At 35.5% G+C, this 23,924-nt stretch carries 19 protein-coding genes and 3 tRNA genes; 2 read left to right on the plus strand and 20 right to left on the minus strand.

Annotated elements, in window-relative coordinates:
• The 11 genes from A9G42_RS00840 to A9G42_RS00895 all read right to left on the minus strand — a co-directional run.
• Positions 1-198: ESPR-type extended signal peptide-containing protein (locus tag A9G42_RS00840; protein ID WP_218837730.1), on the minus strand; the 198-nt coding region annotated here is incomplete at its 3' end.
• Between the two features lie 238 nt (positions 199-436).
• A complete protein-coding gene (locus A9G42_RS00845) occupies positions 437-646 on the minus strand; it encodes a hypothetical protein (RefSeq protein WP_065652362.1) in 210 nt (69 codons plus the stop codon).
• Between the two features lie 246 nt (positions 647-892).
• Positions 893-1,267, minus strand: coding sequence for an IS3 family transposase (locus A9G42_RS00850; RefSeq protein WP_179854577.1), 375 nt, complete (start codon positions 1,265-1,267; stop codon positions 893-895).
• A 1,430-nt stretch (positions 1,268-2,697) separates the two neighbouring features.
• Positions 2,698-3,603 (minus strand): GTPase Era, encoded by a 906-nt coding sequence (gene era / locus A9G42_RS00860; protein ID WP_065582467.1) that lies wholly within the window; start codon positions 3,601-3,603, stop codon positions 2,698-2,700.
• Positions 3,600-4,277, minus strand: coding sequence for a ribonuclease III (rnc, locus tag A9G42_RS00865; RefSeq protein ID WP_442902718.1), 678 nt, complete (start codon positions 4,275-4,277; stop codon positions 3,600-3,602). Before rnc ends, era begins: the two co-directional genes overlap by 4 nt.
• Before the next feature lie 2 nt (positions 4,278-4,279).
• Positions 4,280-5,281, minus strand: a complete 1,002-nt coding sequence (lepB, locus tag A9G42_RS00870) for a signal peptidase I (RefSeq protein ID WP_065587888.1) — start codon at positions 5,279-5,281, stop codon at positions 4,280-4,282.
• Between the two features lie 48 nt (positions 5,282-5,329).
• A complete protein-coding gene (gene lepA, locus A9G42_RS00875; protein WP_065652364.1) occupies positions 5,330-7,126 on the minus strand; it encodes a translation elongation factor 4 in 1,797 nt (598 codons plus the stop codon).
• Between the two features lie 149 nt (positions 7,127-7,275).
• Positions 7,276-8,187: a MucB/RseB C-terminal domain-containing protein gene (locus A9G42_RS00880; RefSeq protein ID WP_065580196.1), complete on the minus strand. Its 912-nt coding sequence runs from the start codon at positions 8,185-8,187 to the stop codon at positions 7,276-7,278.
• A gap of 78 nt (positions 8,188-8,265) precedes the next feature.
• On the minus strand, positions 8,266-8,940 hold the full coding sequence (locus A9G42_RS00885; protein WP_179854578.1) for an RseA family anti-sigma factor: 675 nt from the start codon (positions 8,938-8,940) through the stop codon (positions 8,266-8,268).
• Complete coding sequence (gene rpoE / locus A9G42_RS00890; RefSeq protein ID WP_065566482.1) at positions 8,912-9,484, minus strand: RNA polymerase sigma factor RpoE; 573 nt, start codon at positions 9,482-9,484, stop codon at positions 8,912-8,914. The genes A9G42_RS00885 and rpoE overlap by 29 nt, the downstream gene beginning before the upstream one ends.
• 220 nt (positions 9,485-9,704) lie before the next feature.
• Complete coding sequence (locus tag A9G42_RS00895; RefSeq protein ID WP_143426070.1) at positions 9,705-12,209, minus strand: class I adenylate cyclase; 2,505 nt, start codon at positions 12,207-12,209, stop codon at positions 9,705-9,707.
• Between the two features lie 92 nt (positions 12,210-12,301).
• On the opposite strand from A9G42_RS00895, the gene A9G42_RS00900 reads away from it, so the two are divergent.
• Together A9G42_RS00900 and A9G42_RS00905 are read left to right on the plus strand one after the other, a co-directional pair.
• Positions 12,302-12,913: an NUDIX hydrolase gene (locus A9G42_RS00900; protein ID WP_065652366.1), complete on the plus strand. Its 612-nt coding sequence runs from the start codon at positions 12,302-12,304 to the stop codon at positions 12,911-12,913.
• Between the two features lie 363 nt (positions 12,914-13,276).
• The gene (locus A9G42_RS00905) at positions 13,277-14,077 is read left to right on the plus strand and encodes a YdgH/BhsA/McbA-like domain containing protein (protein ID WP_065580192.1); all 801 of its coding nucleotides are present in this window, start codon (positions 13,277-13,279) and stop codon (positions 14,075-14,077) included.
• 260 nt (positions 14,078-14,337) lie between these two features.
• On the opposite strand, the gene A9G42_RS00910 is transcribed toward A9G42_RS00905, so the two are convergent.
• The 9 genes from A9G42_RS00910 to A9G42_RS00950 form a co-directional block, all read right to left on the minus strand.
• Positions 14,338-14,412 (minus strand) — tRNA-Gln (locus A9G42_RS00910).
• Between the two features lie 26 nt (positions 14,413-14,438).
• Positions 14,439-14,523, minus strand: a tRNA-Leu gene (locus A9G42_RS00915).
• A gap of 37 nt (positions 14,524-14,560) precedes the next feature.
• Positions 14,561-14,637: transfer RNA gene (locus A9G42_RS00920), tRNA-Met, on the minus strand.
• Between the two features lie 116 nt (positions 14,638-14,753).
• Positions 14,754-15,851, minus strand: a complete 1,098-nt coding sequence (locus A9G42_RS00925) for a CCA tRNA nucleotidyltransferase (RefSeq protein ID WP_065652367.1) — start codon at positions 15,849-15,851, stop codon at positions 14,754-14,756.
• Positions 15,852-16,469 carry a TIGR04211 family SH3 domain-containing protein gene (locus A9G42_RS00930; protein WP_065652368.1) on the minus strand — a complete coding sequence of 206 codons (618 nt, stop codon included), beginning with the start codon at positions 16,467-16,469 and terminating at the stop codon, positions 15,852-15,854. It lies immediately after the preceding gene.
• 924 nt (positions 16,470-17,393) lie between these two features.
• Positions 17,394-19,109, minus strand: a complete 1,716-nt coding sequence (locus A9G42_RS00935) for a carbohydrate porin (protein WP_082211737.1) — start codon at positions 19,107-19,109, stop codon at positions 17,394-17,396.
• 581 nt (positions 19,110-19,690) lie between these two features.
• The gene (recB, locus tag A9G42_RS00940) at positions 19,691-23,161 is read right to left on the minus strand and encodes an exodeoxyribonuclease V subunit beta (RefSeq protein ID WP_065652369.1); all 3,471 of its coding nucleotides are present in this window, start codon (positions 23,159-23,161) and stop codon (positions 19,691-19,693) included.
• Positions 23,140-23,583, minus strand: coding sequence for a phosphohistidine phosphatase SixA (gene sixA / locus A9G42_RS00945; RefSeq protein ID WP_218837731.1), 444 nt, complete (start codon positions 23,581-23,583; stop codon positions 23,140-23,142). The genes recB and sixA overlap by 22 nt, the downstream gene beginning before the upstream one ends.
• Before the next feature lie 42 nt (positions 23,584-23,625).
• Positions 23,626-23,922: a YfcZ/YiiS family protein gene (locus tag A9G42_RS00950; protein ID WP_065567220.1), complete on the minus strand. Its 297-nt coding sequence runs from the start codon at positions 23,920-23,922 to the stop codon at positions 23,626-23,628.
• Positions 23,923-23,924 lie beyond the last annotated feature (2 nt).

Below are 23,924 nucleotides of genomic sequence, written 5' to 3' on the forward strand. Positions count from 1 at the left end.
ACTGATACTGACAAAACCCAATGATACAGAAATAAGAAAGGTTATCGGACTTAAATTGGCAAAAAGTGATTTTAATGCGGTTAGGCTTGAAGTTGAGTTGCTTTTTTCACCGCCTATCGGTGTCTTAGCAATATCAGCAACCACCATCTGCATGTTACGCTTTTTGTTAAAAATAACTCGATATAACTTCTTATTCATTGCTAATTCCTTATCCTTGATTTCTTGATTTTATTCGATATTGCCTCTGTAGTTCTAATACGGCATAGCTGACCGCGGTCTTGCCGTTTACTCATCAATAAGCTAATTACCTAACCTTCCAAGCAGCCACGCTCTACCTGTTATGTCAGTCTCTTTAATGGAATAAACCACGGTAATTGGTCTCGCTCCATTAACGCTACATGATCAATGTTAAAACAAGGTGCTTCAGTCGGAAAATCTATCCCTTTTGTGGTAACGTTCGGGGGGGTAATAAACGAATAGCGGGGGCGGTAGAACTAAGCCAATTTTGTCGTGCTTTTTGTCGTTCTTGCTGGTGGGGCAACTGCTGATCGCCCCGTGCCTGTATTGGGTGAACTTCAGCCAATACAGAGGTAAAGGGTAAGATCACAAAGGCTAAACTTACTAGATATTTTATAGAAACTTTCATCGGAAAACTTATTATCGTATCAATTTTATTCAAATGCTAGACAAAATTTGATCAGGATATTAAATGGCATTAGGCTCAATGTCCATATAAAATATTATTAAATAATATCTTTTTATATTATTTTTAAAGATATTTTTATTGCTTATGCAAGTTTACCTATTTTGGTTTTTATTGTAATTTTCTTGGATTAAAACATGAGGTGCAATTCGTTGGTATGCCGAACTTTTTAGCACAAAAAATATAAGGTTATAGATTCATTTTATATTCAATCAATGACTGATAATTTAAAGACAAACGAAACCTGTTATCATTAAACCAATCCACATAGTGATTAAATTGCAACCTAAGCTGTTTAAGTAAATCGAAAATCGTGTTTGACACAAATTCAGTCTTCACCGTTTTAAATGTCGCTTCAGCAACCGTATCATCATAGGGACTTCTCTTATTATTTAATGAACGCTGCATGCCAAATTCCTTTAAACATTCACAAAGTAAATAATTATCAGATTCTTTTTCTCTATCTGAATGAAATAACTTAACTAAATTTAAATTAATGGGAATTTGACTGATAGCATCCATAACCAATTGAGTATTCTTATGCCTTCCAGCACTTCGTCCCACGATTTCTCGATTGCTTACGGTTGATTCGTTGCTTTTTCTGTATCAACACAATATTTTTTACAGGTATATTTCGACACCAAACCCTTTTCTTGTATAATTCGACCAATTCGGCGTCTAGATAATATTATGTCTTGCTTTCTAAGCTCTGCCTGTAGTCGACTATGTTACATAGGCTTGATAGTTATCGTTAAACTTTTTTTCGCTTTTTCACCAAGCATTTTATCTGTTTTTTTCTGATTAATTGTTGTTGATAATAAAATCGATTTTTTGACATTTGTAAACATCGACATAATGCTCGTAAGCTACATCGGTATTAATTTTCTGTGATTAACTTGATTTTTGCCCTATTACTAACTTAGCTTGCTTTAGAATGTTATTCTCCATTAACAAACGCTTATTTTCTTTACGTAGGACTATAAGTACATTTTCTTGAGTATTACGATTGCCTTGAGCAGTAAACTCTTCGGTGGTTTGATATTGTTTTATCATATTATCTAATGCGAATTTAGTTAGGTCATACTCAGTGACAATATCCGCTCGTTTTTACCATTTTGATATAGCATTACCAACTATTTTTTATTCGCAAGTAAAACTGCGTTTTTCTCTTCTTGACATGTAATTTATCATTGTTGATGCCTTTTTGTTTATCATAACAATGACCTTATAAAGCGAGTAATAATTAGTGTAACCTATCCATGCTTATTGAGTAGCTGAGCTACCGCTTTTTTATTCTTTCCGACTTGTAATAATACGAAAATCGGGAATCGTTCCTTCCTAGAAAGGTGATTATAATGCATAGCAACCTCCAAACTATGGTGGTGCGAAGTAGCGAGTATAAATCATCTTTCTATTTTCTTCACTCCACCGAGTTTAAAATTGCACTTCGTGTTTTAATCTAAGAAAGCAAAAATAAAAAATCAAATAAAATCAATATCTTTTCTGACTGCTTTTTTAAGTGGCAAATAGCTTATTTTGGGAGGATTGTTATGGTTTTTGGCGTTTTGACTTTTGTAAATAAAATAAACGATTGATGATAACCGCCGATCTAGAGGATTTTATGCGCAATCCCCCAGTATCCCTCGTGCGGTTGCAGAATCATATCTTTTAACAACCATTGGCGGGTTAAAAATAGGAATATTTTTTCCTTAAAAAGGATTCAGAAAAGCTATTGATTTTATTAAGTTTTTTATTTGTGTTTTTAAGTTAAATCCAATAATTTTTGTAAAATAAATAGCGTTTCAGTATAAAATTAAATTTTGTTTTTGCTGGTATACTCTGTCATTGAATAAGACAAAACAACCTGTTTCAACTATAAACAATGAACGTATTTTTCTATAAAAACCACCTAGTAAAACTTTAATTTTATTAGGCGGTTAAAGAAAGTTAGGTATCTTTATACCTAATTTGTTACAAAAAATCGCTTAAAATTTTTAATCATCACTATAGCCTAAGCTTCGTAAAGCTCGCTCATCATCAGCCCATCCCGCTTTAACTTTTACCCAAAGTTCTAAATGGACTTTGTTGTCAAAAAAGGATTGCATATCTTTGCGGGCTTCGATGCCTATTTTTTTGATTTTTTCGCCTTTATTGCCGATGACCATTTTCTTTTGCCCATCGCGTTCAACTAAAATCAATCCGTTAATTCGGTACATTCCGTTGCGTTCATCCACTTTGAATTGTTCAATCTCAACCGTTACCGAATAAGGTAATTCATCACCTAAAAAGCGCATGAGCTTTTCACGGATGATTTCTGATGCCATAAAGCGTTGCGAGCGGTCGGTTATGTAATCTTCAGGAAAATGGTGTTCACCTTCTGGTAAATGTTTTTTGACGATATCTTTTATAATATCAATACATTCGCCTTTTTCAGCGCTAATTGGTACAACATCAATGAAATTTGCTTTTTGGCTGATCGTTTGTATATGTGGTAATAATTGTGTTTTGTCACTAACGTTGTCAATTTTATTAATCACTAGCAATATAGGGCTTTTGCAGTCTTTTAACTTGTTAGCGACCATTTCATCATCATCATTCCAATGTGTCCCTTCAACCACAAAAATAACAAGCTCAACATCACCAATTGAGCTACTTGCCGCTCGGTTCATTAAGCGGTTAATCGCCCTTTTTTCTTCAATATGAAGTCCTGGTGTATCAATATAGATAATTTGATCGTTATTTTGTGTGTCGATACCGATAATGCGGTGGCGGGTCGTTTGCGCTTTACGTGATGTAATCGAAACTTTTTGTCCAAGCAACTGGTTTAATAGCGTTGATTTACCTACATTTGGTCGCCCGACAATGGCGACAAACCCGCAATGTTGTGTTGTTTCTATCATTTTATACCTAATTGGTTGAGAGCTTCTTGTGCGGCAGCTTGTTCTGCTTTTCGGCGACTTAAGCCCCGCCCCAAATACTCGTGGCTATCGTCGTCAATTTTACATTGAATTAAGAACTCTTGTTCATGATTATCACCTGTGACTTCAAGAATTAAATAACACGGACGAGGGCGATGAGTTCCTTGTAAATATTCTTGTAATCTTGTTTTGGCATCTTTTTGTTTAATGCCAGGTTGGATTTGGCTTAATCGCGTTTGATACCATGATAAGATTAACAGGCGTATTGTTTCGATGTCGCTATCTAAGTAAATGGCTCCAATAATAGCTTCGACAGCGTCAGAAATAATGGATTCGCGACGAAACCCTCCACTTTTTAATTCACCTTGCCCCAAAATAAGGTGATCGCCCAACTTGAAATCTTTTCCAATTTCGGCAAGTGTTTGCCCACAAACCAAGGTTGCTCGCATTTGGCTTAGATCACCTTCATCTTGTTTGACAAAGCGATGATAGAGTTCATCAGCAATGACGAAACTTAAAATAGAATCGCCTAAAAACTCTAAACGTTCGTTATGCAGTTTATTAGCACTTCGGTGAGTAAGTGCTAATTCAAGTAAAGAGAGATCCTGAAACTGATAGCCGATAGATTGTTGAATTTCAGTAAATGTTTTCATAATGATTAATGTATGCCACCAATACGATTAAAGCGGATACCTGTAGGCCATTCGTTTGGTTGTTTTTCAAAGCTGATCCAAATTGCTGTAGCTTTACCAACAAAGTTAGCTTCAGGCACAAAACCGAAATATCGACTGTCGCCGCTGTTATCACGATTGTCGCCCATCATAAAATAATGACCTTGTGGTACGATCCAAGTAGCATCAGGTTGACCATCTTGGTGATAATAATATCTTGGGTTTTCTTGTGAACCTTGTGTGATTAAGATTTCGTGCGCTCTGTCGCCTAAGGTCTCTTGTTGAATTTTCATATTCAATGTCACAATAGATTCAGAGTCGACAATACCTTTATCAGCATATTGTTCTACAGTATAAAAACTAGGGTTTGGTTTCAACTGTTCGTGAACTTCTTTCCAATTGCTTGACTTAGGTTCGCTGTAATGCAAATCAAGTGGTTGCAATTGTTGGCCTTGGCAATTTATATCGGTTGGTTGGCAGGCCGGGTAGATTAGAACTTGCTTTTCTTTAACCTGATACACGATTTTATCGCCAGGCATACCAACAACCCGTTTAATCAGATCCATGCTTGGAATATCAGGGTGCTTAAATACAGCCACATCACCACGTTTAGGTTTTCCTGTAGGGATGATAACAGTATTGGTAATAGGATCACGCATGCCGTATGCATATTTTTCAACAGCAATAAAATCGCCAATTAATAACGTTTGCATCATTGAGCCAGATGGAATTTGAAACGGCTCATATATAAATGAGCGAATAACAAACACCACAAACAAAACTGGGAAAAATGATGATAAGTTTTCAACCCAGCCTTTAGGCTTGCCAACTTGAGCAAGGACTTTTCCATCGACTTCACCATCGCTTTGTGTGCGGATTTCTTCAACTTTGCGTTGTCTTGCTGGTTTCCATTTGAATTTTTCTAAAAACCAAAAAATACCTGTAATAAGTGTCGCTAATGTTAATATGATGGCAAATGTTCCAGCCATTTTTTTCCCTCTTTAAATAAATCTTTTTATCGATTTGTCTTTAATTGGTTAATCTTTCCCTACATGCAAAATCGCTAAAAATGCTTCTTGCGGTAATTCCACATTACCTACTTGTTTCATTCGCTTTTTACCTTCTTTTTGCTTCTGTAGAAGTTTCTTTTTACGGCTTACGTCGCCACCGTAACATTTGGCTAATACATTTTTACGTAATTGTTTTACGGTTGATCGTGCTATAACATGATTACCAATAGCTGCTTGAATGGCGATATCAAATAGTTGACGGGGAATAAGATCTTTCATTTTTTCAACTAATTCTCGCCCTCGATATGGTGCATTATCTTTATGGGTGATTAAAGCTAATGCATCAACGCGTTCACCGTTAATTAATACATCCAATCTTACCATGTCGGCAGCTTGGAATCGTTTAAAACTGTAATCTAATGAGGCATACCCGCGCGATGTCGATTTTAACTTATCAAAAAAGTCTAATACAACTTCAGTCATTGGGATTTCATACGTTAAAGCAACCTGATTGCCATGATAAACCATGTTGGTTTGTACGCCGCGTTTTTCAACACATAATGTAATTACGTTACCTAAATAAGTTTGTGGTACTAATATGTTACATTCAGCAATCGGTTCGCGTAATTCTTGGATGTTATTTACTGCCGGTAATTTAGCTGGGCTATCAACATAAATTGTTTCGTTCAATGTGGTTAGCACTTCATAAACAACCGTTGGCGCGGTAGTGATAAGATCGAGGTTGTATTCACGCTCTAAACGCTCTTGAATGATTTCCATATGTAGTAAGCCAAGAAAACCACAACGGAATCCAAATCCTAAAGCGCCTGAATTTTCTGGCTCATAAAATAGTGAAGCATCGTTTAGGCTCAATTTTCCAAGCGCATCACGGAAAGCTTCGTAATCGTCAGAACTGGTTGGAAATAACCCTGCGTAAACTTGTGGTTTGACCTTTTTAAAACCTGGTAATGGGGTTTGTGCAGGTGCTTTTGCCAAAGTCAGAGTATCCCCCACTGGAGCGCCTAATATATCTTTGATAGCACAAACAACCCAACCTACTTCACCACAATTGAGGCGCTGTGTGTCTACTTGTTTTGGAGTAAAAATACCTAGCCTGTCCACGTTATAAGTCATGCCAGTACTCATTACTTTGATCTTATCGCCTTTGTTTAACTCACCATTTTTAATGCGAATTAGTGAAACTACACCTAAGTAGTTATCAAACCATGAGTCGATAATTAGTGCTTGTAATGGCGCATTTGAGTCGCCTTCTGGTGGAGGGATGTCGCTAACTAATTGTTCAAGTACATCAATAACACCAACACCAGTTTTAGCCGAACAGCGAACCGCATTACTTGCATCAATGCCAACAATATCTTCGATTTCAGCCGCAACACGTTCTGGTTCGGCTGCGGGTAAATCGATTTTATTAAGAACGGGGACAACTTCAAGATCCATATCTAACGCGGTATAGCAGTTTGCTAGTGTTTGTGCCTCTACCCCTTGCCCTGCATCCACAACTAATAATGCACCTTCACAAGCAGCGAGCGAACGAGATACTTCATACGAAAAATCAACATGCCCTGGCGTGTCGATAAAATTAAGCTGATAGGTTTCGCCATTTTTAGCATGATAATCAAGTGTTACACTCTGTGCTTTAATCGTAATGCCACGTTCACGCTCAAGATCCATTGAATCGAGCACTTGAGCTTCCATTTCTCGATCTGAAAGCCCGCCACAAATTTGAATGATGCGGTCTGAAAGCGTTGATTTACCATGGTCAATATGGGCAATGATTGAAAAATTGCGGATATTTTTATTCATATTAATAAATTAGTATCTTGGTTATTAACGGTTAACTATCTAAAGTGCCTTTTGGTTATTACCAGCATTGCTAATAATTACATAGTCAGAAAGAGGAACATTTTACACATTTATCACTACTAAGCATAGCGTTATCGAGAAGTTTGTCTTTATTTCTGGATAATATTTTGTGCAATACGCTCAACAGTAGTTTGTGGCAAATTACCAATGATGATAATATTTTTGTGCCTAAAGTTCGTTGAATAAATAGTCCGCCCGCCTTGTTGGATGATTTGATTTGATTGTTTAGCTTGCTCAGAAGATACATTAACCGTAAACGAAAACACACCATCTGAGTACAATTTAGTCGCAATATCAGAGCGATAAAAATTCAAATTATAGGCAGCTATTTCTTTAAACCCTTTAGGCAACCAAGCTAATCGCCATTGACCAAGCACATCTTTTTGCTTTTCAATCGATAATAAAATCGGATAAGTTCGGCTGTTGATGTAGTTTGCCAGTTCATTCTTATCAAAATCTTTCTCAAGTTGAACCACTTTTAGTTGGTTGATGACATCATTATTTTGATCTAATAAATCAATTCTCATCGGTAAATCGGTTTCATCATCAATCCAAATCACATAGCTATAACGGTCGTTATCTTTAGCGACAACTTTTACCAATTGTACACTTCGGTTAGCAGTTCTAGTTTGACCTAATTCAATAAAATCATAAATGTCTTTAAGCGCATCGAAATTGTTATAAATCACATCAGGAAAAGCTTCCAAAATACGTGAGCTTGTAATAGAAAATGATGGGCTATCAGGCTGAAAATAACTGGTGACGCCTTTATGTAAAATGATCTCTTTATCAGGACCTTCAAGATAACGCAAACACGCATTAATATCTTCTTTTTTAGTAGCGCCCAAATGGCTATATTCAAATGTGCTTACATATTGGTTTTTATCTTGAGATAAAAAGTAAATTCGGTAATCTTGCGTTTTTACAGCATGATTCATTCTATTTAAGCGTATTAGGGCATCGTCGGTATCTTGAGCAAAAATAGACGCTGAAAAAAACACAAAAAACAGAGCAAATATAATATTTCTGCTCTGTTTTAGAGAATATATAACAAAATAATGTAATGATTTCATTTCGAATTAACGAGCATTTAATCTTTTTTGTAATTCATAATCTTGTACAAGCAATCTAATTTTGTCATATTGGCGTTTTTCAAGTAATTGCTGATCGTTTTGTTGGTGAGTTCCCCCCACTGGTGCAAGGTTTACCCCTACTGGTACTGTATTTAATATAGGGCTTGCGTTAACACTATCTGCTTGTCCTTGATGATATTGCACACCAACAATAATGCCAAGGGTTACACACGCTGCAAGCCCAACTTGGCTAGCTTTAGCAAAAAAGTCTTTAACGTGAATCCACATGAGATTTTCAGATTTTGGTGGCGCAGTGGCTTCAACACTAGGTTGATTTGTCGGTTGGTTATATAAATCTTCAGCCATAATTACTTTAGCTACTTGCTTAGAAACATCTAGCGTTAATAAGCTACTATGCAACTCGCCACGCATTGTATTTCTTACAAGGTGGTAGCGCTGCCAGCATGACTGCAAACTTTCGTCATATGATATAGCATCGACAATATGATCATTGTCAAACTCACCGTCCATAAGTAATGAAAGTTGCTCTTTCTGTTCTATTTGCATAGTAAATACCTTAAATTTATGACTAATGCTTTCAATTTGTTTGTAACTGTTAACTTGTTTGTAACCGTTAACTTGTTTGTAACCGTTAACTAAGTAATGGTTTAATTTTTTCATCAATTGCATCGCGTGCTCTAAAAATACGTGACCGCACTGTCCCTACAGGGGTATCCATAATTTTAGCGATTTCTTCATAGCTTAAACCGTCAATTTCGCGCAACATGATTGCCGTTTTTAAATCGTCGGGTAATGCCTCTATCGCAGCAAATACTGTTTTTTTCACTTCGTCTGAAAGCGCTAAATTTTCAGGATTATCGAGATCTCTCAATGAATCTGCACCTTCGTAACTTTCAGCCTCGTTAGCATCAATATCTGATGCTGGAGGACGCCTTCCTTGAGACGCTAAGTAATTCTTTGCCGTATTAACCGCAATTCGATACAACCATGTGTAAAAAACACTTTCACCTTTAAAAAGGCTTAATGAACGGTATGCCTTTATAAAAGTATCTTGCACAACATCAGGAACTTCAGACGCTAATACATAACGAGAAACCAAATAAGCCAATTTGTTTTGATAACGAACAACAAGTAAATTAAAAGCGTTTTTGTCTCCCTTAAGAACGCGATCAACTAGTACTTGGTCTGTTACTTGCTCCCCCATTAAAGGCCATTCCTTATTGTGTTAATAACTGTCGTTCGGCCCAAATTTGCGCACACAAACAGTTAGATTCTTAAATTGAAAAAAAGTTCCCACTATTTTAATAGAAATTTAATTATTTTACTCATTAATTGTAAATATTTAATCTTTATATACTCAAAAATAAGTTTTTCTGAAGTTTTTTGACAACGATTACTGCAAATAAGATCGGGTTTCGATTTTTTTAATTAAGCGGAACGATCTCTCGCTCACCACGTTCATTATAAGTGATTTGATAAAATTGAGGTAGATTAAAATTAACCGAGCTACTGGTGGTAAACGTAAAACGATCGTCAGATAAAACATAAAATTCGTTGATATCTTTCACCATATTATCTCTTGAACCGTTGCAGTTACGATAAATTTCAACTTGATTATGTTCATTTAAGATGAAAAGATCAAAGCCCGAATCGGTATTTTCAAAGAAGAATTGAATAATCCCAGCATAAGCAACGCTATCAATTTCTTTCGGTAGTTCGTTAGTTTCGTCTAAAATATTCAGTGGCCTACCTTGTATTTTATTATTTGATACCGCGCCATAAAAATCAATTGCATTGTCAAATTGATGGCTTGATACACCTAGTCGTTCAAAAAACAGATACCAAGAAGCTCCTCCAACCCTTAATGGTTTGACTTGCGTTGAGTTGTTTTCAGTGGTGGTTAAACGTAAATCAATACATTCATCCATTAGCTTTTTCATGTCTTGCTTGATTTCATTGCTTAGGTATTCACTATAACAAAAAATTTCGATTGAACTGGGCAAGTCAGCGTCTTTGTGCATACGATTTAACAAAGCCTTAATCGCTTCAAGCACCGATAGTGTACCACTAAAATGAAGTACGCGAATTTCATTCCATGAATTACGATAAAGAAGATCTATCGATCCCACCAAGCTCAGCTCATGCTGACCATAATTAAGCACGCTATTAGTTACTTGATCGTCTAATTCAATATTCACTGTTGGATCGTCTTCTAAATTTAAAATAATGGCTAAATGACGAATTTCACATGGTCCATATAACTGATCTTCAGTTGCTGTAGGTACATCAATAGGAAAATATTTTTTTAGATCCTCAATCAACTTATTAATTTTTGTGTTGTTTCGATTTTCTCCATCGCGATAATAAAAAGAGGTAGAATCGGCTATTAAGCCGTTAAAGTAACACCATCCTACTAGTTTTACTAAATATTTGCTGTATTCTAGATATTGATGACCAACAATTGATTTCAACATAGGTTTTTGATTATAAACATACCACCCAGATCGATTAATGCGGTCTTTAGCAACATGAATAAATGTTAATACCTCTTCTTGTAGATTATCCGATATATTAAGCTTTAAAGTGGTAATCTTGCCCGGCAGTACTTCAAAAGCAGCATAAAGCTTTCGTGTTAATATCGCCAAATCTTTAGGGCTAATCTGTGAGTCTAAATTATTACGCCGACCAAAATTAAGCAAATTTCGATAACCCGCCATCATGGTGTGTAACAAAATTTCGTGCATTTCTCGAACTTGTCCTATTTTCCATTTTTGGCAAGCATCTAATTTTGCAATTTGTTGTTTATTCCATCCCCAGCTTTTAACTAAGTCACTCAGTATAGCACGGCGCCAAGAAGGTGATTTCATTGGAATAGAGAGCTTTTCATTTATTTTTAAATAAAAACAGTTGCGAATTAACTCAAGTCGTTGCCAATCGTTAATTTCAATAAGATATTTACTGATTCTATCTAATAACATGTAATACGAATCTAGATACATTCCATTATGTATTTCACCCTTTTGAATAAATTCTCTCATTTGATAAGCAACTGGCTTATTTTGGGGATAGATCCATGAATATGCTTCTAATAACATAGTTTTAAGCACAGCTTTAAAAGGTGAATCAATGCTTTTATAAAGTTGCCACAAACTTGCACCAAAATACTCTTCAGCTGATAGATTTGTTAACGGGCCAAAATCAATCCACTGATCTCGTTCAATTAAATTAAGATCAACCATGGCGTTAACACATTGTTCATAAGTGGAGTAAATGACGTTATTCACAGTAAAGTTATGGGGCACCACAAACCACAACAAAAATTTGCCAGCTAATAAATTTGCGGAGCGGTAAAACTCCTCAAGCAACAAAATGTGCTGTGCAGAACCACAATTCTCGCCCATTAAGCATTCATGATGTTTATTAATAAACCGATCGGCATCAACGACAAATAATGTTAATTTAACTTGCAACGTTGCAGCCCAGTCTTCAATTAGACGACATTTTAACTGTAAGAATTCTTTTTGTTGGTCAGTTAAACTATTTTCAATACATATCCAAATATCAAGATCCGATTGAACCGACTGCCCCATAGAACAGGTGCTGCCCATTGAATATAAAGCTGATATTGCAGGAGCTCGAGTCACTTTAGTTTTATTTTTGGTGGGAGCAAAATTAAATTTATGTTTAAGTAGTTTTTTTGTATCAGTAGATAATTGATAACAAGCAATCCCTGAAGGTATATTACCTTCCATATATCCGGGTAATTCAGGCGTATGATAGTGAAAAAGAGCAGGAAGCAACAAAAATACTTGTTGAAATTCATCAGGCATGCCAACAAGAGCTCGTTCACGCTTTAGATTGGCAAGCTCTTCAAGTTCTTTTTTTATGTTATTGATATAATATTGCATAGCTTCAATTAGGTAAAACACGCGTATTAAACTAACGCATTAGGTAAATCTAGCATGTTATTAGTGCAAGGTAAATAGGGCTAAAATTTAATCTTAGAGTAAAACACATTAATATGATCACAATTGAAAATATAACTAAACAAATCCAAAAAAAGCAGGCAACTAAATTTGTCGATAATAAAGCTGCGGTATTGTTACCAATCGTCGAGGTTAATCACCAATTGCATCTGTTATTTCAGGTCAGATCAGAAAAGCTAAAATGGCAACCTGGCGATATCTGTTTTCCTGGTGGTCGGGTTGAATTGGCTGACCCAAATCCCCAATACACCGCCAAGCGTGAGACTGTTGAAGAATTAGGTATAGCCTACAATCAAATAACGATTTTAGGGCAATTACCTAAATTTATTGCAACATTAGGTATGATTATTTACCCATTTGTAGGCACAATAAGCTCGCTAAATGATTTGCAACTAAACCATGACGAAGTAAAACAAATCTTTACCGTTCCGGTTGAGTGGTTTATTCATAACCGCCCAATGAGTGCAACAATGTTTGTAGGGCATAAACCTGCCGATGATTTCCCTTTTAATATCATTACTAACCGTTCACAAAACTGGCAAAAACGATCCGAGCATCCCGTTTATTTTTATCAGTATCGTAATAGGGTTATTTGGGGATTAACCGCTCAAATTCTTATGCATTTCATCGAAACAATTCGTGAATAATCTATAGGGTAAATACAATTTTACAAAAGTAATCACAGATTTAATCAACAAAAAGTTAACACTTTTTTTAACAATTTATTTCATTTTAAGCAATTCGTGCTAGGCGCTATTCTATTTAATGAAAAGAACTTGAGGATTATCACTGAACATCTTATAACTATAGATAGTTGTTTTACAATTCATTCAAACCAAAACAACTATTATATGTCTTAACACTTTTTACAAGTAGACAAGGACAAAACATTCTGGAGCTCCACAAGTTAGAACATTCTCAAAGCAACACTATATTAATATATCTGTAAATTAAATAAGCGTTAACAAAGTGATTTTCTATTTTAATAATTCAAAACGAAGGATTCAATCATGAAACGTTTTACCAAAACTTCTATTGCTTTAGCCGTACTATTATCTTTACCCGTTGCGAGTCTTTACGCTGCTGAACCTTTGACAGACAAAGAAAGTAGGCATCTAGTGCCATTAAAAGAAATTTCAGTGACTGGCAGTTACTTACAAGCCGATAACGCAGCTAATGATATTTCACGCGCAGCCGACGAAGCGGGAGCTAAATATTACCACATTACTGCCATCGAAAGTCCAGCTAATGGCACTTCATCAGATCGCGCTATTGTTTATGCCAATATTTATCAATCTAATGCACCTATTGCCGTGCAAAAAGATGAAACCACCTATAATGGTGTAGTTTCTTATAATCGTTCAAAGGCACTTTACTATTTACCATTTGAAATTGTTAAATTTAAAGGTAATTACAATAACACATCCGAAATCACCCAAGCAGCAAGTAAATTAGCCGCTGAGAAAAATGCTTATGCGTTTTATATCGATTCAATTTCGTCGGCTAATGCCAGCAGTCAAGCAGAGGATATCGAAGTTTATTTATACAAACAAGATGCACCAATTAGAGATTATATCGCTACAAATGCGATACAAGGTCAAGATGCTTACGAAATCAGTAGTGAAGCATTTAAACATATGACCCCATTTAGTACAATTAGCTTCCATGGTGTATTTAACAATACTGCAGAAATTAGCTCGGCTGCACAAAAACATGCTATTGCTAATGGCGCCCATTTTTATTACGTAAAAGAAGTATCAACCAATCCTGCAAACACAGCGCAAACGGTGTTTGTAAGCCTATATAAATAAAGTCACAGTTTTCTAAAATAAGTTCTACATGAGCAATGTTTTTTGCTCATGTGGGCTTCACATCAAAAACGTTAATCTAAAACATTAGCTTTCATGGTAATTGCTTAATTATTAATATCAATTTTTAACTAAAATCGGTCAGATATCCCAAATTAAGCATACAGATAACATCCTGCCAATCTCATTTAGCAAAGACAAATAGATAGCAATTAGGAATTTCAATCGAAAGATACACTTTTGCAATCAAAATGATCAAAGCATGGCTGGGGTACCAGGATTCGAACCTGGGCGTGGCGGGATCAAAACCCGCTGCCTTACCGCTTGGCTATACCCCAATTAAAGGATAAACATTAAGATTAAATGGTGCGGGTGGAGAGACTTGAACTCACACACCTTGCGGCGCCAGAACCTAAATCTGGTGCGTCTACCAATTTCGCCACACCCGCACTGGATACTTCCGGTAAAAGTATTACCCAATCTTAATGGTGGCTACGACGGGATTCGAACCTGTGACCCCATCATTATGAGTGATGTGCTCTAACCAGCTGAGCTACGTAGCCATTCATTCGCAACGTCGTAACCAACATTGCGAGGCGCATTATGCTTGTGTTACGACAAATCGTCAACCCTTTTTTTAAGATATTTTGAAAAAAAGTTGCGATTGATTAAGATGCAATCAAATCCAGTTTATTAACGCTTCAATTCGCCTTTTTTGTAACTCGCAATGAATTTGTTTTCCAGTATAACCATCAGCAATAATGTGTTGCACGTTAACACCATTGGCGATGCTATAAGCTTCTTTTAAATAATTTGCTTGTGTAAACGATGTTGTTTTAGCGAAAGCTTGGCTTGCGATGATTAATTGATTTAGGTGCAAAGGGTTGCGCCATACATCAATGTTATTTAACAACGAAACAATTTGCTCAGCAGTGAGTGTCTGCGCTCTTTCAACATCGCCACGATATTGGCGAGTCATAATCGCAATTTTAGTATAGTTGTTGGGGGCTTTGATTTTTGCGCACAATGATTCGACCACAGACTTACTAGGCAACAGCCCACACAATACAGCAAAACGTATAGTTAAATCGTCAGTTAGTAGGGTTGATTTTTTTAGCGCATCAAGAATATCAGCTGATAGGCATAATAATGGAAACAACAACGTAAGCGCCCCACATTGCTCAAGTACTTGAAAATAGATTTGCGGATTTGAAGTTGACAATGCTTTTTCTGTTTCCTTCCATACGCGTTCTGGCGTTAAACAACTCACCTCACCAGCTGATACCATTTGTTTCATTAAATCTAAGGTTTGTGGCGCTACAGTAAAGCCTAATTGATGAAAACGCGCTGCAAAACGTGCAACTCGTAATATACGTAGCGGATCTTCTCGAAAAGCTGGTGAGACATGCCGTAAGATTTTATGTTTGATATCATCAACACCATGATAAGGATCGATAATATTGCCATTTTCATCCATGGCAATGGCGTTAATGGTTAAATCTCGGCGAATCAGATCTTGTTCTAATGTAATTTCTTTACTAAAATCACAAATAAATCCAGTATAACCTTTACCGGATTTTCGCTCAGTCCGAGCCAATGCGTATTCTTCTTTTGTTTTGGGGTGCAAAAATACTGGGAAATCTTTACCGACTTGTTGATATCCTAATGCCAAAAGCTCCTCTGGCGTAGCACCAACAACAACCCAGTCATGATCAACAACAGGCAGATGCAACAAACTATCGCGCACACTACCTCCAACAAGATAGGTTGCACTCATCTATCGCATCCAACGATCTTTTTTACGTCGACTAGGTATAATCCTTGGTAATATAAGCCCTAAAATAAGGCCACCACCAGCTACAAGACCACCATAGGTGAACCAAGTTACAATAAGATCAAGGCGTTTATCATCCACTTGATTCAGCATTGATTCAATTCGCGTCCCCTGCTCTTTGAGCTGTTGTTCTAAAACTTCATTTTTACTTTGAAGTGTTTCAATTGTTTTTTCCGCTGATTGCAACTTTTGGATGTATTCATTGACCAATTTCTGTTGGTTCGCATCGGCGTTATCGGCTTTATCTTTATATTCTGCAAATTTTGCTTCTAACTCAGGAAAGCGTTCTTTATAGCTAGCTTGTTCGTTCAGTTTAGCCGTTTCTATCCAAGCAACACTACCATTATTAAGTTGAATACGACTGTATTTACCATCTGCACTTTTTTCTAGCTCAATGACCTTTTCTCCAGCTTTAACTGCATTAGAAAACGCATACTGCGAACCAGGGCCTCGCCGCAAATAAATATCAACATCATCTGTCACATATTTGTCTATAGCATAACTATTAAAAGCAATCGCAAAAAGCGGAAGCATTGTAATAACATTATGTTTTTTCATCATATTTACAACAATAACCTATAAATATTTACATAATAACATAAATAAATGGTAATTAGCATAATCATTTTATTTGTAAGTGGTTATCAATCTTAAAATAAAGTTAATATCCCCAGAAATGGAATTGGTTATATTTTGTGCTTTGCTAACCACCAAATAAGGAATTAAAGATACCCTTTAAGACACATAGCCATATGAATCGCCGCCTCAACAATCGCAATATAGATGTCTATTTTCGTACTGCACCTTAGCAGAGCTATATTATTTTGGTAAACGATTACAAAACTCGCAACCACAAACAATTGACAAGTTGAGCCCAACTGAACCTAATTGTTGTATAAACGCCAATATGCCATCTACTCTGTGCCCAGAAGAAAGTTTAGGTAATTTTATGCACGTCAGGGCTTGAAAGTTACCAAAATAGTAAAGGCTGACTACCAATCTTTGCAATAAAAAAACTTTTTAAAACCGATAATAGCATACTATTATTAGCAAAGATTGTATTGCTAAACTGCATTAAACCAGTCACTTTATTTTAGATAAAAGAGGCATATTGTATATGCCAAAATACTTTAATCAATTTAGGTGAAAAACCATATTAAGTTAATCGATTTTCAGTGATATTGCTTATTTTTGAGCGAACACAAAAGCTCATGGCGTTTAGTGACTACTGGATTAAAGAATTCTTGCCTCACAAAACCCCAATAACCCATTATGGTTCTTCATAAAAAAATCGCCACACGCGAACATCACTTGCAAAATTTCATGTTTATATACCAGCTTTAGCTAAAAATAACGTAGGTCTACAGTAGGTCTACACCAGTAAACCGTTAACTTTTCATCTGAACTATATAAATAAGCGGTATTGAGCTAAACCTATAATAAAGTTCAGATGATAAGTTTTATATCATATCTATAAAATTACAATTAAAACCAGACTTCGGTTTGTACACCAAAACTAATTTGATGATCTTTACCATTAAAATCAAATTTACTGATATCATTTTGTAATGCCTCTATATAAGAAACATAAAAACGGATATCGGGTCGTGAAGACAAAATACTTTTTCCAACTTTGAACGAATGATAAAGCGTGGTTTTGTATCCTTCTTCAACATAAGTTTTATTTTTGACTTTGTTCTTTTGTCGAAAATAACCAAGCTCAACACCACTTTGATTATAAGTATCCCAGATATAAGCTGGTCTTATAGCTGATTTAAAGCTTGTAAAATCGGCATGTGGGCGGTTAAGATCGTAAGAGTAAACATCATTACCTGAAGTTAACGCCAAAGCATGAGCCACAATAATATCATTACTTAGATAAGCTTCCCCTTCTGATACAAAGCGATAAGCTTTACCTCCTGTATGCGTACCAATATAGTCATTATCTGAATTACTGGCAAATTCTGGATTATTCGTATTAATATTTGCTAACTGTGAAGCAACAGAATTGGTTGCTGTCTGCAATGTAAACTGATTAAATCCACCAAAAAATTTATTTTGACGCAAAACAAAACTACCAAGCCAAGCATTTTTTACAGATACATTATCTTGGATTTTAGATTTATTTGGAGCTGAATAACGAGCATTCACCCCAAGCGTTGCATCTTTCCATAATGGAATATCACGATAGCGGATTTCTAGCTCATTTAAATCAACTTCTTCTTTTTTATGTTGAATAATTTCATTGCCATTGCTATCTATTTTAGCTACTCCTTTTTTGCTCTTTACATTTACATCTGCTCTTACTAAAGCGACATCAAAAGCGCCGATACCGACTTTAAGATTTTCAACACCAATCCCCCCACCAGCGGGTGTTTTTTGGGTTTTCCAATCAAGCATTTGAATTTCATTATAAGGTAATGAGTGCTTACCAACCCATAATTTTGCATCAGGAAAACTTGGTACAAATCCTTTTGTTTCTAAATAAATATCTGAAAATTGCATAAGATTATCATCTTGAGTATTAAATAACCCCGCAGCTTTATTTGTCGCTACGTTTCCATCAATCATAACAATAGTATCAACACGTCTTCCATCTTGATCATAGATTTTTTGCTTAAAGACAAGATCATACCAACCGCCATATTCATTACCAAATCGACCTAATGCTCCTTCAGCATAATTCTTAGGTTTACCATTACTTGAAGTTGACCAGCCACCACGAAAATAACCATTATAAGAAAAACCAATTTCATCTTTAATATAGTCTTTAAATTCAGCTAAAGTAAATGATCTCTTTTCTGGTGGATTTTCACCTAGCACGATGTCTGCTTTTGGTGTATTAACTAGCACAATTTGATTATTACTTATTTGTGTTGGGTTACTAGGTGGCTGTTGCTTTGTAAGTACTGCTTTTTGGCTATTTTTAAGCGCTTTTTTCTGATTATTTATAACAATTTGTTGTTTTTGAAGATGATTATTTAATTGAGCGAGCTGTTTATTCGACTCAATCACTTGCTTTTTCAAATCATTAGACTCTTGACTAAGTGCTAATAATTTTTGTTCTAATAATGCAATTCTTGCTTCTAATTCATCTTGAGTAGCAGCAATAGCATTTGGTAAATAACATAAACAAAGCATCGTCATTAAAACAATTCGTTTTGGTTTTACTTTACATACTGTTTTTATTAAATATTTCATTTTTCTCTACTCATTATTTTAAAGAATAAATAAAATCTTTTAGATTTAAAACAAAAAAAACCTAAAGGGTAGCCATTACTGCCCTTTAGGTTTTGCCCGCTATAGATCGGTAACAATCCAATGCTTTTTAATAAGCAATTTTAATATAGCGAATAAAAACGATTGTTCAAAAGCTAAATACTAATAGTGTGATTGATATCACATTAAAAATTATCATTTTATATACATATCGTGCAAAATACAGCCAGCAGCCTTTAAAAAATAGGAAGTGACAAAAACATTTAATAATATATAGATACCATTCTATACAGGCTAATTAGATCGTTGTTTTTCATCGGATGTAATGGATAAAAATTGTTGGGGGTGTGAGCATAACTATGATTAAAAATTATTATAAACAAGCCCTGCAAGTAGGAAATATATAAGTTTCCTTTTCATTGAAAATGGTAATTAATTATCTAGGAAGTATACGGCAAAAAGTATCTTTGATTTTTACTTTAGTCATAAATACACCTATTGAAAATTTTTATAAGTTGCAACATCTTGAAAGCATAGCACTAAAAATTGATGATGCAAATAAATTAAACAATGTTTTTCCCATCAAATAACTTATCAAGCTCTTCAATAAAGGCTTGTTCAGGTCGATGGTAAAAGACGCCATGTTCAGGCATGCCACGCAAAAACAGGTAATAAACACCGCCAAAATGCGTTTGGTATTGATAATTTGTTAAGCGATTTTTTAAAAAACGATGCAATGCTAAACAATAAAGTTGATATTGCAAATCATAGCGATGCTCACACATCACTTTTTCTAAAGCGGCTTGATGATAAGATTCAACGCACTTACCTAGCCAATTTGATTTGTAATCAACCACATAATATTTTCCTTCAAATTTAAAGACTAAATCAATAAATCCTTTTAACATGCCTTGTACAGCGTCAAAGTCTAACTTTGGGCATAATTTTGACAAATTATCATATCGTTTACATAAGCTATCTAATTGCTGGCTAGTTACCGTTTTGCGTATAGGGAGATAAAATTGCAATTCATTAATATGTTGATCCAATAATACTTTTGATAAGATTAAATTTGGCTTATGCAGTTGTGTACCCAATACTTGCTGCATCCATTTAGTTATTACACTATGCCATGCTGGTTCTAAATTTAGCTTTGTCAACATGTTATTGCATAATGCATCAAGGTTATCTGGCGTGACCTCTTCCATAATGCTATGCATTAATGTACCGACATATGCCCCTTTAGGAAAATGATGAATATCATATTGAAAATCGGCTGGCAGGGAACTGTTTGTGTCAAGTTGTGGTTCGTCCCAGTCATTAATAATATCAGGATGGTAAGCCAATATTTGATCATTATGTTTTTGTAATTCCGTGTAACTTGTGACCCGCCAATCACTTGAGATATTGCGCGAAAATACGTTAGCTGACAAAACTGGGTTTGGCAAAATTTGAGGAATATACTGCTTACACTCTACGGGTAATTGTACATCGACTAAATTAGCCATACGTTCAATTGATCTTAATTCACTATTTAATAAATAATTAATAGCAGATTGATTGGCCTTCAATGAGGCAAGACCAATGTAACAATGGTAAACAGAGCGCGTCATTGCAACATATAATAATCGTAAATCTTCAGCAAGTCGTTCGTTTTCTATTTGTTGTTTAATCTCGTCAGTTAACCGCCATACATAATTTAGCTGATAATCATCATTTTTATCATGATAAAATTGGCTATCTGATATTCGACACAATGAAATAAATGGTAACCAAACAATCGGGAACTCCAATCCCTTTGATTTATGAATAGTAATAATCTTAACGAGATTTTCATCACTTTCGAGGCGTTGCTGATGATTTTCTAAGTTAAGATCTGGGCTAACTATTTGCTTTGTAAACCAACGAATTAACGCATGTGGGCTATCTAATTCATGTGATGCATCTTGTAGTAATTCCCCCAAATGCATTAAGTTGGTTAATATTCGCTCACCATCTTTGTGAGCTAATATGTTTTCAGCTAAATGACGTTTTTTCATCATTCGGCGTAACATAACTAACACACCATAATATTGCCAAATTGCTTGGTATTGTTTGAACTCTTCAACTAAACTTTCCCATTTGTCTTGATTGTCAGTGATTTGCTCTAGCTCAGTCATGGTTTGCCCTAGCAATGACGTCATCAACGCTAACCTTAGTGTTGCTTCGTTTTCAGGCATTAAAACAGCCTGTAGTAGATTCAATACATCTTTTGCCTCATTTGACGAAAAAACACTACTATGGTTTGATAGATAAACACTTTTAACACCACAATTAGCCAATTTTTGTTGAATAATTTCTGCTTCACGCCCAGTGCGTACTAAGATGGCAATATCAGCCGTTGTTACGGGGCGCTGTTGTTTTTCATTATCAATTAATATTGATGAGTTAGATAACAAAGTCACAATTTGATCAGCACAACAATTTGCCATGTGATTTTGATAATCTGTTTTGGTTGTAATTTCGTCAGGCAATAAATATGCCGTTAAGGCACCTATTTCTTGGTTATTAATTTGCAAAGACTTTTGTTGATTCTGCTTTGCTACATCCATAGGTAAAAAAGGAATATCTTCAAATATGAATGGATTATCGCAATTAGCAAACAATTGGTTAACAGCGTTAACCATTGCTGCCGACGAACGATGGTTTACATCCATGGTAAAATAATTTTCTCCTGCCGATTGTTTAGCTTTTAAATAAGTGAATATATCAGCGCCCCGAAAACTGTAAATTGCTTGCTTAGGATCGCCAATAAACAGTAAGCCTCGATCGGTCTGTTTGTTACCATAGATATGGTTAAAAATTTGATATTGCGCAGGATCGGTATCTTGGAATTCATCAATCAAGGCAACACAGTATTTTGAAGCTATACTTTTCGCTAATCGTGCACCTGTTTTTGCATGTAATGCGCGATTAAGTTGCCCAATAAGATCATCAAAGCTCATTTCGCCATTTTTAAGTTTCTCGTTGTAAAGATCTTTTTGAATCACACTGACGATATCTATTAAAATTTGGCTACGTAAATCAAACGATTGTTTGAATAAGCCGTCAATCTGATCAAAAACAAAATGGTATGGCGCATTCTTTCCTTCTTTTGTCTTTTCGATTAATACCGATTGCTTAAATTTTTTAAGTTCATCTGGTAATTCAAACGTTTGAGTTGCGCTGTTAGCCCATGCTGATACTTTTATTACCCAATTGGGTAAATGTCGGCTACTATAAGATTGTTTGCTGACACCTGATTGAGAAATGATATCGACTAACTCATCAACCGACGCTAGCCAAGACTGCTTAACATTTTCAATTTTCTCATAATTTATTTGATGAAACGCTTTAATTTTAGCTGTGATATCTGGATTTATCGGTTTATTGTCGTTTAGATCTAAGCCTAAATATGGGGTAATATCTTTCAATAATTCCGTTGGATCTTGCCATGTTGCAAGGACTAAATAGGCAAGCGATTTATCCAGTGGCGTAAAGTAGTGGCGCCAAAAGTCTTGTGTTACTCGCAATTTTAGTTGTGATTCATCTGAAACTAACTTTTGCTCAAATAACACGCCAGATTCAAACGCATGACTGGTGAGTATACGCTGGCAAAAACTATGGATAGTATAAATTGCCGCATCATCCATTGATTGTTGAGCAACGGTAAGTCGTTGCACCGCTAATTTTCGATCGTCAACTAATTCAATGAGTTGTTGATAAATAGGATCTTGATGTTGTCCTTCCAATAATCCAATTCGTAGTTCTTGTATATTTTTCCTTATTCGAGAACGTAGTTCTTGGGTCGCCGCTTTGGTAAAAGTAACCACCAGAATTTCGTTAACCTCTAAAGGTCTTGGGTAGCTATTTTGGCCGATGCCAAGTAATAACCTTAAGTAAATGAAGGTGAGTGAATAAGTTTTGCCTGTTCCAGCCGATGCTTCAATTAAAGCTCGACCAGTTAACGGCAAATCAAAAAGATTAAGTTTTTTTACTCCGCTTGATAAAACCATTCAAGTTTTCCTGCAGAGTCTAACGACAAATTAATACAAGCAATTGCCGCTGTAGGAAACATAGGAGGATTGATTTGCGGGCACAATTCATTAACTAAATATCCCACTAGCGGTAGATGTGATACCACTATTACATTTTCAGTTCCTTCAGCTAGCAACATCGTTAATATGCCAGCGGCATGTGATGAGTTACCACCGGGCACTAAAAACTGATCAGTTTCAATCTTTGCAACATTAACATGTGATGATAATGCAGTAAATGTCTGTTGAGCACGTAAATAAGGGCTGACTAAACCAAGCTCAAATTGATAACCTTGCCCTTTAAGCCACATTCCAGCTTGATTCGACTGTTTTATACCATAATTGGTTAAGACTCTGTTAAAATCCGATGAAGCAGAAAACCCTGCTTCACCGTGTCTCATAATGCAAACTTTCATTTATAGTTAATTTTCATCTATAGTTAATTAACGTAATTTTAATTGAAAAATCATAGATTCTGCACCACAGCAAAAGGTAAATTTTACTGATAATTTAAATCCATCGTTAACTTTTTCAATATTGCTATCAATTTTGCATGGTTCTGTTTCAACATTTTTTGCAGCTTGTGTTAATGAAGCCAATTTAGCTTGAGCTTCTGATTCTGTTGCAAAAACGTGCTCATAACCAGCAGTACAATCTTCGTTGTCAATTATTGTACCAACATCCACACAACAACATGCTGCTGTTTCATTAGCTTTACATTTATTTAAGGAATTTGCCATGC

Origin of the sequence: Gilliamella sp. Nev6-6 (assembly GCF_001690605.1) — a bacterium.
Classification (GTDB): domain Bacteria; phylum Pseudomonadota; class Gammaproteobacteria; order Enterobacterales; family Orbaceae; genus Gilliamella; species Gilliamella apicola_C.

Bases quoted from the DNA above. Each gene is read 5' to 3' on its own strand.
- recB (WP_065652369.1), bottom strand. From the start codon at position 23,161: ATGGTTTTATCAAGCGGAGTAAAAAAACTTAATCTTTTTGATTTGCCG.
- A9G42_RS00900 (WP_065652366.1), top strand. From the start codon at position 12,302: ATGATCACAATTGAAAATATAACTAAACAAATCCAAAAAAAGCAGGCA.
- A9G42_RS00930 (WP_065652368.1), bottom strand. From the start codon at position 16,469: ATGATGAAAAAACATAATGTTATTACAATGCTTCCGCTTTTTGCGATT.
- A9G42_RS00845 (WP_065652362.1), bottom strand. From the start codon at position 646: ATGAAAGTTTCTATAAAATATCTAGTAAGTTTAGCCTTTGTGATCTTA.
- lepB (WP_065587888.1), bottom strand. From the start codon at position 5,281: ATGGCTGGAACATTTGCCATCATATTAACATTAGCGACACTTATTACA.
- rpoE (WP_065566482.1), bottom strand. From the start codon at position 9,484: ATGGGGGAGCAAGTAACAGACCAAGTACTAGTTGATCGCGTTCTTAAG.
- era (WP_065582467.1), bottom strand. From the start codon at position 3,603: ATGATAGAAACAACACAACATTGCGGGTTTGTCGCCATTGTCGGGCGA.
- A9G42_RS00885 (WP_179854578.1), bottom strand. From the start codon at position 8,940: ATGAAAAAATTAAACCATTACTTAGTTAACGGTTACAAACAAGTTAAC.
- lepA (WP_065652364.1), bottom strand. From the start codon at position 7,126: ATGAATAAAAATATCCGCAATTTTTCAATCATTGCCCATATTGACCAT.
- A9G42_RS00925 (WP_065652367.1), bottom strand. From the start codon at position 15,851: ATGAGTGCAACCTATCTTGTTGGAGGTAGTGTGCGCGATAGTTTGTTG.
- A9G42_RS00935 (WP_082211737.1), bottom strand. From the start codon at position 19,109: ATGAAATATTTAATAAAAACAGTATGTAAAGTAAAACCAAAACGAATT.
- A9G42_RS00905 (WP_065580192.1), top strand. From the start codon at position 13,277: ATGAAACGTTTTACCAAAACTTCTATTGCTTTAGCCGTACTATTATCT.
- sixA (WP_218837731.1), bottom strand. From the start codon at position 23,583: ATGAGACACGGTGAAGCAGGGTTTTCTGCTTCATCGGATTTTAACAGA.
- A9G42_RS00950 (WP_065567220.1), bottom strand. From the start codon at position 23,922: ATGGCAAATTCCTTAAATAAATGTAAAGCTAATGAAACAGCAGCATGT.